The sequence below is a fragment of the Nocardia sp. NPDC019395 genome, assembly GCF_040632335.1.
Classification (GTDB): domain Bacteria; phylum Actinomycetota; class Actinomycetes; order Mycobacteriales; family Mycobacteriaceae; genus Nocardia.
Genome location: NZ_JBEYBT010000006.1, coordinates 155,741 through 168,480, shown reverse-complemented (window position 1 = coordinate 168,480; position 12,740 = coordinate 155,741). Strand labels below are relative to the sequence as shown.

14 protein-coding genes and 1 riboswitch are annotated in these 12,740 nt (G+C 67.7%); of the genes, 6 read left to right on the top strand and 8 right to left on the bottom strand.

From position 1 onward, the window contains the following. Positions 1-11: 11 nt before the first annotated feature. The 5 genes from rlmB to carD all read right to left on the bottom strand — a co-directional run bounded on the left by rlmB (position 12) and on the right by carD (position 4,340). Complete coding sequence (gene rlmB, locus ABZ827_RS17860; RefSeq protein ID WP_357238002.1) at positions 12-983, bottom strand: 23S rRNA (guanosine(2251)-2'-O)-methyltransferase RlmB; 972 nt, start codon at positions 981-983, stop codon at positions 12-14. Further along, entirely contained in the window at positions 983-2,389 is a 1,407-nt protein-coding gene (gene cysS / locus ABZ827_RS17855) for a cysteine--tRNA ligase (protein WP_357237869.1), read from the bottom strand. The genes rlmB and cysS overlap by 1 nt, the downstream gene beginning before the upstream one ends. Before the next feature lie 249 nt (positions 2,390-2,638). After that, on the bottom strand, positions 2,639-3,133 hold the full coding sequence (ispF, locus tag ABZ827_RS17850; RefSeq protein WP_357238001.1) for a 2-C-methyl-D-erythritol 2,4-cyclodiphosphate synthase: 495 nt from the start codon (positions 3,131-3,133) through the stop codon (positions 2,639-2,641). Between the two features lie 2 nt (positions 3,134-3,135). Continuing rightward, the gene (gene ispD, locus ABZ827_RS17845) at positions 3,136-3,849 is read right to left on the bottom strand and encodes a 2-C-methyl-D-erythritol 4-phosphate cytidylyltransferase (protein ID WP_357237868.1); all 714 of its coding nucleotides are present in this window, start codon (positions 3,847-3,849) and stop codon (positions 3,136-3,138) included. A 2-nt stretch (positions 3,850-3,851) separates the two neighbouring features. Next, positions 3,852-4,340 carry an RNA polymerase-binding transcription factor CarD gene (carD, locus tag ABZ827_RS17840; protein WP_011206964.1) on the bottom strand — a complete coding sequence of 163 codons (489 nt, stop codon included), beginning with the start codon at positions 4,338-4,340 and terminating at the stop codon, positions 3,852-3,854. Positions 4,341-4,803: 463 nt separating this feature from the next. Between carD and ABZ827_RS17835 the strand changes: the two genes are divergently transcribed. Both ABZ827_RS17835 and radA read left to right on the top strand, forming a co-directional pair. Then, the gene (locus tag ABZ827_RS17835; RefSeq protein WP_357237867.1) at positions 4,804-5,460 is read left to right on the top strand and encodes a hypothetical protein; all 657 of its coding nucleotides are present in this window, start codon (positions 4,804-4,806) and stop codon (positions 5,458-5,460) included. A gap of 699 nt (positions 5,461-6,159) precedes the next feature. Further along, entirely contained in the window at positions 6,160-7,539 is a 1,380-nt protein-coding gene (gene radA / locus ABZ827_RS17830; RefSeq protein ID WP_357237866.1) for a DNA repair protein RadA, read from the top strand. 57 nt (positions 7,540-7,596) lie between these two features. Here the strand turns inward: radA and ABZ827_RS17825 are convergent, their stop codons facing one another. Together ABZ827_RS17825 and ABZ827_RS17820 are read right to left on the bottom strand one after the other, a co-directional pair. Further along, a complete protein-coding gene (locus tag ABZ827_RS17825; RefSeq protein WP_357237865.1) occupies positions 7,597-8,265 on the bottom strand; it encodes a hypothetical protein in 669 nt (222 codons plus the stop codon). A 121-nt stretch (positions 8,266-8,386) separates the two neighbouring features. Next, positions 8,387-9,010 carry a carbonic anhydrase gene (locus tag ABZ827_RS17820; protein WP_357237864.1) on the bottom strand — a complete coding sequence of 208 codons (624 nt, stop codon included), beginning with the start codon at positions 9,008-9,010 and terminating at the stop codon, positions 8,387-8,389. Between the two features lie 164 nt (positions 9,011-9,174). On the opposite strand from ABZ827_RS17820, the gene ABZ827_RS17815 reads away from it, so the two are divergent. Continuing rightward, complete coding sequence (locus ABZ827_RS17815) at positions 9,175-10,056, top strand: A/G-specific adenine glycosylase (protein WP_357238000.1); 882 nt, start codon at positions 9,175-9,177, stop codon at positions 10,054-10,056. 98 nt (positions 10,057-10,154) lie between these two features. Here the strand turns inward: ABZ827_RS17815 and ABZ827_RS17810 are convergent, their stop codons facing one another. Continuing rightward, positions 10,155-10,919 carry an alpha/beta hydrolase gene (locus tag ABZ827_RS17810; protein WP_357237863.1) on the bottom strand — a complete coding sequence of 255 codons (765 nt, stop codon included), beginning with the start codon at positions 10,917-10,919 and terminating at the stop codon, positions 10,155-10,157. Positions 10,920-11,146: 227 nt separating this feature from the next. On the opposite strand from ABZ827_RS17810, the gene mhuD reads away from it, so the two are divergent. From mhuD to ABZ827_RS17795, 3 genes are all read left to right on the top strand, one after another. Continuing rightward, positions 11,147-11,461, top strand: coding sequence for a mycobilin-forming heme oxygenase MhuD (mhuD, locus tag ABZ827_RS17805; protein WP_058853342.1), 315 nt, complete (start codon positions 11,147-11,149; stop codon positions 11,459-11,461). Between the two features lie 60 nt (positions 11,462-11,521). Continuing rightward, positions 11,522-11,664: riboswitch (cobalamin riboswitch) on the top strand. Positions 11,665-11,695: 31 nt separating this feature from the next. Continuing rightward, the gene (locus tag ABZ827_RS17800; protein WP_357237862.1) at positions 11,696-11,890 is read left to right on the top strand and encodes a CbtB-domain containing protein; all 195 of its coding nucleotides are present in this window, start codon (positions 11,696-11,698) and stop codon (positions 11,888-11,890) included. Then, the gene (locus ABZ827_RS17795) at positions 11,881-12,687 is read left to right on the top strand and encodes a CbtA family protein (RefSeq protein WP_357237861.1); all 807 of its coding nucleotides are present in this window, start codon (positions 11,881-11,883) and stop codon (positions 12,685-12,687) included. Before ABZ827_RS17800 ends, ABZ827_RS17795 begins: the two co-directional genes overlap by 10 nt. The last annotated feature ends 53 nt before the right edge of the window (positions 12,688-12,740 follow it).

Here is a 12,740-nt window from a genome sequence, read left to right as displayed (position 1 = left end):
CGCCGGGCAGGTCAGGCGCGGCGTTGCCGGGCCGTCTCGGCCAGTACGACACCGGCCGCTACGGAGGCGTTGAGCGATTCCACCTGCCCTGCCATGGGGATACTCAGGATCGAGTCGCAGTTCTCCCGGACGAGCCGGGACAGACCCTTGCCCTCGGACCCGACCACGATCACCGTCGGGCCGGTGGCGTCGAAATCGTCGAGCGAGGTGTCACCGCCGGCGTCCAGGCCGACGATCTGAACCCCTTTGGCAGCCCAATCCTTCAGCGTGCGAGTGAGGTTGGTGGCCCGGGCGACAGGCAACCGGGCTGCCGCGCCGGCACTGGTCCGCCAGGCCACCGCGGTCACGCTCGCGCTGCGACGCTGCGGGATCACCACACCGTGCCCGCCGAACGCCGCCACCGAACGTACGACAGCGCCCAGATTGCGCGGGTCGGAAATATTGTCCAACGCCACCAGCAACGCTGGTGCCGCCGACCCCTGGGCCCGGGCGAGGAGATCATCGGGATGGGCATACCGGTATGGCGGCACCTGCAGCGCCATACCCTGGTGCAATCCGTTGGAGCTCATCCGATCCAGATCGGTGCGCGGCACCTCGAGGATGGAGATTCCGGTATCGGCGGCAATGCGCACACTCTCGGTGAGTCGCTCGTCGTTCTCGGTGCCCACCGCGACGTACAGGGCCGACGCCGGAACCCCGGCACGCAGGCATTCCACCACCGGATTGCGTCCGAGGACCAATTCGGGACCGTCGTCACCCCGCCGGCCGGCCGGGCGAGCACCGCGGCTCGGCGAACCACTCTGGGCGGCACGCGCTTTCGCTGCCGCTTTGCGCGCCGCCGGATGCTTCGTACGCGCCTCGGCCGGCGGTGTCGGCCCGCGACCTTCCAGTCCGCGGCGACGCTGACCGCCGGACCCGACCACCGCGCCCTTCTTGCTGCCACCCTTGCGGATCGCACCACGACGTTGTGAATTGCCGGCCATCAGCCTGCCTTTCCAGGTGTAGGTGTGCCCAGCGACCATTCGGCACCGTTCGGGGTATCGGTCACATCGATGCCGGCCGCTTGCAGGCGATCGCGTACGGCATCCGCGGTCGCCCAGTCCTTCGCCGCCCGGGCTTGCTGGCGCCGTTCCAGTTCGGCCTGTACCAGCACGTCGAGGGCGCTGTCGGCGGCCGAATGATCGGCGGCACTGTGCCAGTGCGGGTCCAGGGGATCCACACCCAGCACATCGAGCATCGCGCGGACCTGACCCGCGTGTTCGCGGGCGGTGTCGAGAACACCCGCATCGAGAGCGCGATTACCCTCGTGCACCCCGTGATGGATTTCGGCGAGCGCTTTCGGGACACCGAGATCGTCGTCCAGGGCGGCGGCGAAACCGTCGGTCCATTTACCCATCGGGATATCGCCGCCACGTTCGGCCACCCGCGCCACGAATGCTTCGATCCGCTGATAGGACTGCGCGGCATCGGCCAGTGCTTTATCCGAATATTCCAGCATGGACCGGTAGTGCGCACTACCGAGGTAGAACCGCAATTCCACGGCACGAACGGATTTCAGCACGTTCGGGATGGACAGCACATTGCCGAGCGATTTCGACATCTTCTCGCCGCCCATGGTCACCCAGCCGTTGTGCAACCAGTATCGAGCGAATCCGTGCCCGGCCGCCTTGGACTGCGCGATTTCGTTCTCATGGTGCGGGAACACCAGATCCATACCACCGCAATGGATATCGAACTCGGAACCGAGATAGAACTCCGCCATCGCCGAGCATTCCAGATGCCAGCCGGGACGGCCGGGCCCCCAGGGCGAGGGCCAGGTCGGCTCGCCCGGTTTCGCGGCTTTCCACAACGTGAAATCCCGGGGGTCGCGTTTGCCCATCCCGGCGCTCTCACCCTGGTGCACATCCTCGAGCCGATGGCCGGACAAATGGCCGTAGTCCGGATAACTGCGCACATCGAAATACACATTTCCCTCGGAGGCATAGGCGTGCCCCCGGTCGATCAACCGCTGCATCAAATCGACCATCTGGGTGATATGGCCGGTCGCCCGCGGTTCGGCCGACGGCGGCAGCACGCCGAGCTCCCGATAGGCCTGATCGAACGCCCGCTCATGGGTAGCGGCCCATTCCCACCAGGGCCGGCCGGCCGCGGCCGCCTTGGTGAGGATCTTGTCCTCGATATCGGTGACGTTGCGGATGAACGCCACATCCAGGCCGTTTGCGGCGAGCCAGCGGCGCAGAACATCGAAAGCGACACCACTGCGCACATGGCCGATATGCGGCTGGCCCTGCACGGTCGCGCCACACAGGTACACCGATGCGCGTCCGGGTACCAGCGGCGTGAAATCACGCAGGGTCCGTTTCTCGGTGTCGAACAGGCGCAGCGTCACGGCAGTCGATCCTAGTTTCGTATGTGGATTGCACTCGGATGTGGTGCAGCGGGGATATGGGCAGGGTAGCCGCAACGACCGAAACTCCGGCAGTCGGCCGCACCGATCGTTTACCGGATGCGGGCCCGGCGTCCCGGCTCGGTACGGAATCGGGAGACCACCTTCGGCGATATCGCCTGGGCCCTCGGCTCCCATTCGGCCTTTCTCGGGCGAAGCGGCTTCGCTGGCCCTGAACCGGTGTTCTCTCGGTTACCGGTCGCCGGGCTGTTCGCTCAGCCGCCCGGGACAGTGCAGCAGTGCGGTGGCGACCGCGGCGATACCCTCCCCGCGGCCGGTGAGACCCAACCCGTCGCTGGTGGTGCCGGAAACCGAGACAGGGGCGTCGAGCAGATCCCCCAGCACCCGCTGCGCCTCCGACCGCCGCGGACCTATCCGCGGACGGTTGCCGATTATCTGCACTGCGGCGTTGACCACCGCATAGCCGGCTTCCTCGAGCAGTCGCCGCACTTCCTTCAGCATGGCGGCGCCCGAAACCCCCGCCCATTCCGGACGGCCGGTCCCGAATACCGAGCCGACATCGCCCAGCCCGGCCGCGGACAGCAGCGCGTCGCACAGCGCGTGGGCGGCGACATCGCCGTCGGAGTGGCCCGCGCAACCGTCTTCACCGTCGAACAGCAGACCCGCCATCCAGCAGGGGCGCCCCGGTTCGACCGGGTGGACGTCGGTGCCTATCCCGACCCGCATATTCAGCACGGGCTCACCGCCTGCTTCCCATCGAGGACAGCTTCGGCCAGGCATAGATCGAGCGGAGTCGTGATCTTGAACGCGAGTGGGTCGCCAGGGATTGTGCGCACCCCGACACCGAGCCGTTCGACCAGACCGGCATCGTCGGTCGCGGCTTCCGGATGCTCGTAGGCGCGGCGCAGCACATCGGCGGAAAAACCCTGGGGAGTCTGGACCGCGCGCAGCGCGGAACGGTCCGGCGTACCCGTTACGAGACCCGCCGAATCGACCGATTTCACCGTATCGACCACCGGCAGGACCGGCACAACCGCGCGGTGACCGGCGCGGAGATCGGCCACCACCCGGGCGATGAGCGCAGGTGGGGTCAATGCCCGCGCGGCATCGTGAACCAGGAAGTATGCGGCGTCACCGGCGGCCGCGAGCCCGGCACGCACGGAATCGGTGCGCTCCGCGCCACCGGCCACGATTCGCGCGGGCGCCGCGGGCGGTAACAGGGCTGCCGTTGCCTCGACGAGTTCGGCGGGCACCATCACAATTATCTCGTCGACAACTCCGGCAGCCATCAGGCCGCTGACCGCCAATCCGAGCATGGGTCTGCCGCCGATCGGGACGAACGCTTTGGGAGCATCTGCACCCAAGCGCACACCACGACCGGCGGCAGGAACCAATGCGGTAACGGTACCGGCGTCACGGCCGGTACCGTCCGGTTCGTGCACGGTCAGGACGCCGCGGCGAGAACCTCGTCGAGGAGCGTCTCGGCCTTGCCGTCATCGGTCCCCTCGGCGAGCGCCAGCTCACCGACGAGGATCTGCCGAGCCTTGGCCAGCATCCGCTTCTCGCCCGCGGACAGACCACGATCCTGTTCCCGGCGCCACAGGTCGCGGACGACCTCGGCCACCTTGTTCACATCGCCGGAGGCGAGCTTCTCGAGGTTGGCCTTGTAACGGCGGGACCAATTGGTGGGTTCCTCGGTATGCGGCGCCCGCAGAACCTGGAAGACCCGATCCAGACCTTCCTGGCCCACGACATCGCGAACGCCGACGTATTCCGCGTTTTCCGCGGGAACCCGAACAGTGAGGTCACCCTGTGCGACCTTCAGGACCAGATACTCTTTCTGCTCACCCTTGATGGTGCGGGTCTCGATAGCTTCGATCAAAGCCGCCCCATGATGGGGATAAACGACGGTATCTCCGACCTTAAAAATCATGTGTCCCGTGCCCCTTTCGATGTTCACAGTTTAACACGCGACTCGATAACGGCGCGATCAAGTGCGCAGGTCAGGGCCACAACGACCAGGTACTGGGGCTTGACAGACCGAGTTTGGTGTGCATCACGTTGCGGCCGAACGGGTGTCGTCACCCTACGCGTCCGAGCCCCCGGGAAGCGGCCCACCCGGGTGCGGGTCGCCGACCGGAGGAAGCCGAATCGTTACCGGTCAGCGAGCCGGCCGGCGATAACCGTAGTCACCACCGGGCAACCGCCAGGGGAGCACCCCGGACAGAGCTCGCGGGCCACTCCCCCGAAGGCGACACACCCGCCCGCGGGGTGCGACAAATCACACAGTCCGGATCACGCAATACCCCCTGACACCGCCCGGTGCGCCCGGCACCACGGAGCGACTACTACAGTGCCTAGTTGGAGTGCGCCCACTCGGACATGGAGGACAACCCGTGACTGCCCTGACTGCTGTGACCGCCGCGAGCCCGGTCGTCTCGACTCGGCGGCGCCGCCTGGCGACGGTCGCCGCCCTCGCCGCCGGTGCCGCACTCATCCTGTCCGGCTGCGGCGCCGGCAAGATCTCACAAACCGCCGATCAGGTCTCCGCGATCAACGGCAACACCGCTGATATCGGCACCATCGCACTGCGCGATGTGCATATCGTCTACCCGGGAACCACCACCCACACCAACACCGCCGGCGGTCAGGCCGCCCTGGCGCTGTCGATCATCAACACCGGCGAAACGGTCACCGATGAACTCACCAGCGTCACCACGGACCTGGGCACGGTGAAGGTCACCCCGGCCGAGGGCGACAAACTCGAGATCTCCCCCTCCGAAACAGTCGTGGTCTCGACTCCTTCGGCGGGCGCGGAAACCCACAACACAGGCGAGACCGTGAACACCGCAGCCGGCGAAACAAAGCCCGCGCATATCGAGGTCACCGGCCTGACCCAGAACCTCACCCCCGGCCTCACCTACGATTTCTCGTTCAACTTCAAGGAAAACGGTTCGGTCCTGGTCCAGGTCCCGGTCGACGCCGGCCTCGAATCCCCCCGCCACGAATCGGACCTCTCCAAGAGCACCACCGGCCCCGCCGGCGGCCACTGAGCCTTCGCCCGCCACCCGAGCCGAGCCGAGCAAAGCCCAGCCGCACACCCGCTCCGGCGAGGCCTCGGCCGGAACGCGCCCAGCGCTCTCGAGCCACTGGGCCCACCCGCCGCCAGACGCGTTCAATCCACCTACCGCCGGTCCGTCCACATCGCCCCACCCATCCGACCTGGCCGCCGCCCCTGGCGCGTTTAAACCCCCTGCCGCCCGTCTGTCCGCATGCAAACCCACCTCGTTTCTCCGCATGCGGCCGGTCCGCCTCGGCGCGTTTAATCCCCTACCCTCCGTCCGTTGGTTCACATCCGTCCCCACTCAGCCGACCCGGCCGCCGCCCTCGGCGCGTTTAATCCCCCTACCGCCCGTCTGTCCGCATCCGCCCCCACCCCCGTTTCCCGCATGCGGCCGGTCCACCTTGGTGGTTCGGGGCCCGTCTCGTTCTGGAGCGACCAGAGCGAAGGAGCGCAGCGACTGAGCGCCGGGAGTGAAGAACGAGACCAAGGGGGCCCCGAACCCGCGACGCCGCAGGCGGCGCCAAAAACACAGAACCTCCACGAACTGATCAACTTCCCACCTTTGCCAACCAGTCCCCCCGCCCGCATTCACGCGTGATTTCTCGCATCTCGCCCAAACCTCCAGCCCCAGCACCCTCCGGATGTGCCACCCCCGCCCTGTCGGTCCGCCTGCGTAAGGTTCGACCCTGTGGCAGCCACCAAGACCAAAGCCGTGTACCGGTGTTCGGAGTGCGCCCACGAAGTCGCCAAATGGGTCGGCAAATGCCCGGGCTGCGGATCGTGGGGCACCGTCGACGAGGCACTGCCGGCCGCGGGGACCACCGGAGCCTCGGCCGGACGGAAGGCAATGCTCCCCAGCACCGCCGCCGCACCGATCTCGCGGATCGATTCGCAGACCACTACCGCACGGCCGACCGGGGTTTCCGAGCTCGACCGCGTGCTGGGCGGCGGAATCGTCGCCGGGTCGGTAGTGCTGCTGTCCGGGGAACCCGGGGTGGGTAAATCGACCCTGCTGCTCGAGGTCGCGCACCGATGGGCGCGGCAGCGCGACGAACGGGCGTTGTATGTCACAGCGGAGGAATCCGCGGGGCAGGTGCGGTTGCGCGCGGATCGGACAGGCGCGGTTCACGATCGCGTGTACCTGGCGGCCGAATCGGATCTGTCGGTGCTGCTCGGCCATGTCGATCAGGTGAAACCCACTCTGCTGGTGGTCGATTCGGTGCAGACCATGCTGGCGGCCGATAGCGACGGCGTGATCGGGGGCGTCACCCAGGTTCGTGCGGTCACCGCGGCATTGACTTCTCTGGCCAAGGCGAGCGGGATCGCGGTACTGCTCGTCGGGCATGTCACCAAGGACGGGGCGGTGGCGGGGCCGCGCACGCTCGAGCATCTGGTCGATGTGGTGCTGCAGTTCGAAGGCGACAAGAACTCGACACTGCGGATGGTTCGCGGGATCAAGAACCGGTTCGGCAGTGCCGACGAGGTGGGCTGTTTCGAATTACACGACGATGGAATCGCCTGTGTCACAGATCCTTCCGGACTGTTCCTGCACCACCGGGCCGATTCGGTTCCCGGTACGGCGATCACCGTCGCGATGGACGGGAAACGGCCGCTCGTCGGTGAGGTCCAGGGGCTCACCGTCGACACCCAGGTCCCCGCACCGCGCCGGGCCGTCAGCGGACTGGACTACAACCGGGTGGCCATGGTTCTGGCGGTGCTGCAGAGCCGCTGCGGGCTCTACGTCGGCAAACAGGACGTCTACGCGGCGACGGTGGGCGGGATGCGGCTCACCGAACCCGCCGCGGATCTGGCGATCGCGCTGGCCATCGCGAGCGCGGCCCGCGATACCGCGCTGCCGCCGGGCTGGGTGATCCTCGGCGAGGTCGGGCTGGCCGGCGAAGTCCGCCGGATCACCGCCGCCGGCCGCCGGCTCGCCGAGGCCGAACGCCTCGGTTTCACCACCGCGGTGGTACCGCCCGGTGTAGCCGGGAAGGACACATCCATGACGCTGCACGAGGTGGCCGGTCTGCGCGCCGCACTGCGGCTGGCGGGTCTGACCAAGAAGTGATCGCGGTGGCTCCGCCCTCACGTCGGCCGATGTACAGATTCGCCCGGCGGAACACCCTCAGGTGATGTTGAAGGGTTCGGGGGCACTCCGCACCGATCCCAGCTGCGCCACCACGTTGTAGGCGCCGGTGGGGACCTGTACGCGCTCCCCGGCGCATTCCGGCTGGGAGGTCGTCCCGGTCCAGGTGACCGTGAACGCGGCCTGCTCGCCGCGGTCGAGCGTCCGCAGATCCGGTTCCCCGTCGGGGTAGCAGTCCGTACTGGCCCACAGCTGACGCCCGCCGTCCAGGCTGTGCACGGATACGCGCTGCAGACCCGAACCCATATCGCGGGTACAGGGCTCGCCGGAGATATTCGTGATCACGATTCCGAAGACCGGTTCCTCACCGGTCCGGTAGGTCGGCTGGGCGACCGAAATCTTGACCGCCAGCGATTGGTCCGCGCACTCCCCGGATGCGGCAGGTGCCGGGCTCGACGGCTCGCTCGCCTTGGTCGTGGTGGATCCGCCGGCGGAGGTCGTGCTGGACGCCGCCGCCGGACCTCCCGCCGGTTCGGGGCTCGTCGTGGAGGATGCCGTCACGGCGGTCGCACCGGGCGAATCCCCGCCGCGGGATACGGTCACGGCCACCCAGATCACCACCGCGAGCGCGACGACCAGTACTCCGATGGCAAAAACGCGACGCCGCCAGTAGATCTCCGGCGGTAACGGTCCTGTCGGTTCCAACACGTGTCAACGGTAAGCGCATCGGGCGGCGCGGGCAGTCAACGGCACACCGGAAGCTGCGACCGGGCATCACTGTGCTGATCGCGCGTCCGGTGTCTTCCGGCCGGCCGCGGCCGAGTGGCCGTCAGACTGTCTCCCCGATTTCGCCGACCACGCGATGCAGCTGTGCCCGGCCCTCGGCCAGTTTGTAGGTGGCGCAGGCGATCGCGCAGGCGCCGGATTCCACGCGTTCGGAGACGATCTTCGACCGCTCCATGAGCAACTGGCTGGTTTCTACGACGTGGCGGGCTTCGAGTTCGTCCACCGTGTTCAGACCCTCGCGGCGGCCGATCAGCATCGACGGGGTGACTTTTTCGACGATGCTGCGGATGAATCCGCCGGGCACGGCGCCGCCGTCCAGCGCGTCCAGGGTGGCTTTCACCGCGCCGCAGCTGTCGTGGCCGAGGACGACGATCAGCGGAACGTTCAGGACATCCACGCCGTACTCGATCGAGCCCAGCACCGCGGCATCGATCACATGGCCGGCCGTCCGCACCACGAACATATCGCCGAGGCCCTGGTCGAAGATCAACTCCGCCGCCACCCGGGAATCACCGCAACCGAAAAGTATGGCGGTGGGGCTCTGGCCGCCGACGAGCTTGGCTCGGTCGGCCGCTCCCTGACTAGGATGCTGCAGCGTGCCGTTCACGAAGCGCTCGTTACCTTCACGCAGCGACTTCCAGGCACTCACCGGGTTGGACTGAGGCATGGTGTCCATTCTGCACGATTCGATATTGCCGCCCGCTTCGGTCCGGTTACGGCGCGGCATCCATCCGCGCGTTGCCGGTGATTTCGCACGGTGAGGTGGACGGAGCGGGTCAGGTGAGCAGTAGGACAGCCGGAGTACCGGATACGGGCGGGCGCCGCCGTGATGTGAGCGAACCGGCCCCGATCGATACCGATAGCCTGATCGACTGGTACGACCGTACCGCCCGGGATCTGCCCTGGCGCCGGCCCGGGGTGAGCGCCTGGCAGATCCTGATGAGCGAGATCATGCTGCAGCAGACGCCGGTATCGCGGGTCGAACCGGTCTGGCGGGAGTGGGTCGCGCGGTGGCCGGTGCCCTCGGCCATGGCGGCGGCCGGCGCGGGCGAGGTGCTCCGCGCCTGGGGCAAGCTCGGATATCCGCGGCGTGCGCTGCGGCTGCACGAATGCGCGCAAGTTCTGGCCGACGAGCACGCGGACGAGGTCCCCGACGATGTCGAGGTATTGCTCGGGTTGCCCGGCATCGGCGCCTACACCGCCCGTGCGGTCGCCTGCTTCGCCTATGGGCAGCGTGTACCGGTGGTGGATACCAACGTTCGCCGGGTGGTGGCCCGGGCCGTACACGGGCGCGCTGAGGCGGGAAATCCGGCGGCCCGTGATCTCCGGGAGACCGAGGCACTCCTACCGGTCCGGGTGGACAGGGCAGCCGTGTTCTCCGCGGCCTTGATGGAACTCGGAGCAACCGTGTGCACTGCCCGCACACCGGACTGCACCCACTGCCCGCTCCCCCGCTGCGCGTGGGTCACGGCCGGCCGGCCGGTTCTGGAATCGACTCGCAGAACCCAGAAATACGAGGGCACCGACCGGCAGGCACGGGGCCGGCTGCTGGACGTGTTGCGAGCCGCGCACGAGCCCGTGGACCGGATCCGCCTGGACCTCGCCTGGACCCGTGATCCCGGGCAGCGCGACCGAGCCCTCGATTCGCTCCTGGTGGACGGACTGATCGAACAAACCCTGGACGGACGGTTCGCGCTGGCCGGTGAAGGCTGAGGCGGGCAACGGGCGCACGCTGGAAGGACGGGTTGCCCGGCCGGACGCGAACCGGCGGTTTCGCGCCGACCGGCACGGGCACAGGTGGGTCCGGCCGGTCAGTGGCCCGGCGCGGGTTCCGCGGCGAGTATCCGGTTGAGGAACCGTCGCACCTCGGTCCGGTAGCGAGCGGGCTGGTCGTCGTGCACCAGATGCCCGGCGCCGGGGACGACGATATGTTCGGCGCGCGGATGCAGTTCCGCCATGCGGCGCATCTGGCCCGGTGGGGTGATGGTGTGTTCGCCCTCGATCAGCAGGGCCGCAACGCCCACCTCGGCCCATTCCCCCCAGAACGCACGTGTTCCCCATTCCTCGGAGATATCCCGGAAAGTCGCGATATCTCCGTGTAGCCGGTAACCGTCCAGGGTCCGGTCGAACGAGTTCAGGAAGTAGCGCCCGGCGACCGGGCCGAAGTACTCGAGCACGGCGGCCTCGTCGGCGAAGGGCTGCGGCCAGGCCGCGATCATGGCGGCCCAACCGGCGGCGGTGCGGCCGGTGAAATCCGCGGCCATATCCTCCACTACCAAGGCCCGCACCCGCCCCGGATGCCGAGCCGCGAAGACCCATCCGTGCAGCGCACCCATCGAATGGCCGATGATCACCATCGGCTCGGTGATATCGGTGGTGGCCGCCGCCAGATCCGCGACGAACGCTTCGGTGGTCAATTCGGCGGGCGCCGGGCGCCCGTGCCCGGCGGCGTCGAAGGTGTAGACGTGACCGTGGCCGCGCAGCCAGCCGATCTGGTCCGCCCAGGTCCGGGCGCTGCCCATCAAACCGTGCAGCAGCAGTATGGGGGCTCCGGTCCCGCCTTCGTCGTGCAACATCGACAAGAGTGTATTCCGGCCCGGCCGCCCCCCTGCCCGAGGATTCATACCCGGCCGACGGTAGGCACACCCGCCACCCGCTCGTCGTGGATCACCACGGTGGTTCGGGCCCGTCCCGATTCTGGAGCGACGGAGCGGGGGAGCGAAGCGGAGGAGCGGAGGAGTGAAGAATCGGGACCAAGGGGGGCCCGAACCTGCGCCGCAGGAGGCGGCGCAATATATACAGTATGGCTGTTGTGAAGATCAATGCGATCGAGATTCCCGAGGGCGCGGGACCCGAACTGGAGAAGCGGTTCGCCCACCGTGCGCACGCGGTCGAGAACTCCCCCGGATTCCTCGGCTTCCAGCTCTTGCGGCCCACCGCCGGCGAGAACCGGTACTTCGTGGTCACCCAGTGGGATTCCGAAGAGTCGTTCGCGGCCTGGCGTGACGGCCCGGCCAAGGAAGCCCACGCGGGTCAGCAGAACAAGCCGGTCGCCACCGGTGCGTCGCTGCTGGAATTCGAAGTGGTGCTGGACGTGGCGGGTAAGCCCGCCTCCTGATCTCTGGGCTGGTCACGCCGCGATGAGTGGCGTGACCAGCGCTTTGTTCGGCAACATATTGACGACCGGCGGCTCCGGTGTCACAGTTCGATGGATAAGCGAAGGTGACGCGGTAATCCGGTGAGATTCCGGAGCGGTCGCGCCACTGTGTGCTCCGCTGCCGCGGAGTGAGCCAGACACCGGCACCGACGCATGGCACTCGACGGGACGCGAACTCCCGGAGGAGGACACATCATGGCCATCGTCCACACCCCGAGCCGGGCCGCCGATACCGCGGCAACCGTGCTCGTCACAGCCGGTGTCGTACTACTCGCGCTGCTGACTCTCTACTTGGTGGGCTTCGATCAGGGCGCGATATCCCGCAGCGGGATGTTCCTGCACGAGCTGATGCACGACGGACGCCACCTCCTGGGCGTCCCATGCCACTGAGCGGATCGTTCCGGACTCTGCTGATCCGTGGTCTGCTCGCCGGATTGATCGCCGGACTACTGGCGGGTGTCGTCGGGAATTTCGTCGGCGAACCCGAAGTGGACGCGGCCATCGCCATCGAGGAGTCGGCCGCTTCGACAGCGGATTCGCACGAATCCCAGGCCGGGCACAGCCACGGTGCAGAGGCCGGAACCGGACACAGTCACGGCGAGGACGATGCCGTGGTCAGCAGGCCGTGGCAGAAGTTCGGCCAATTCCTGGCGAATGCCCTCGCGGGTATGGCCTTCGGCGCGATCATCGCGACGGCGGCACATTACGCCCGCCGGTTCACCTCCCTGCCCGGACCACGGCTGGTGCTGGGACTCGGGTTGGGCGGTTGGCTCGCGGTGGTCGCCGTGCCGTTCTTCAAGTACCCGGCCAACCCACCCGCGGTAGGTGATCCGGAGACGATCGACGAACGCACTCTGTTGTGGGTGGCCGCCGTCGTACTGGGACTGGTCGCCGTCGTGGCCGGGGTCTACATCTGGAACCTGCTGCGTGCGCAGCTCGCAACCATCCGGCTCATCGCCGCGGTCGCGGTGTTCGTGCTGATCACGACACTCGGTTACGTTTTTCTGCCCGGCGTGAACGAGGTGGGTGCGGATTTCCCGGCAACGCTGCTGTGGGAGTTCCGGACGGCGTCATTGGCGGTCTCAACCACACTCTGGGTGAGTATAGGCCTCGCTTTCGCCGCGCTCACCGAGTGGAGCACGCGAAGTGATACCCCGGCAGCGGTAACTGTCACCCCCGCACCGTGATTCCGGCTCCGGTACAGCCCGGGCAGCGTCGGGGTACGAATCAGATCAACTCG

Bases quoted from the DNA above. Each gene is read 5' to 3' on its own strand.
- rlmB (WP_357238002.1), bottom strand. From the start codon at position 983: ATGGCCGGCAATTCACAACGTCGTGGTGCGATCCGCAAGGGTGGCAGC.
- ispF (WP_357238001.1), bottom strand. From the start codon at position 3,133: ATGCGGGTCGGGATAGGCACCGACGTCCACCCGGTCGAACCGGGGCGC.
- carD (WP_011206964.1), bottom strand. From the start codon at position 4,340: ATGATTTTTAAGGTCGGAGATACCGTCGTTTATCCCCATCATGGGGCG.
- ABZ827_RS17820 (WP_357237864.1), bottom strand. From the start codon at position 9,010: ATGCCTCAGTCCAACCCGGTGAGTGCCTGGAAGTCGCTGCGTGAAGGT.
- ABZ827_RS17810 (WP_357237863.1), bottom strand. From the start codon at position 10,919: ATGTTGCACGACGAAGGCGGGACCGGAGCCCCCATACTGCTGCTGCAC.
- mhuD (WP_058853342.1), top strand. From the start codon at position 11,147: ATGGCTGTTGTGAAGATCAATGCGATCGAGATTCCCGAGGGCGCGGGA.
- ABZ827_RS17800 (WP_357237862.1), top strand. From the start codon at position 11,696: ATGGCCATCGTCCACACCCCGAGCCGGGCCGCCGATACCGCGGCAACC.
- ABZ827_RS17795 (WP_357237861.1), top strand. From the start codon at position 11,881: ATGCCACTGAGCGGATCGTTCCGGACTCTGCTGATCCGTGGTCTGCTC.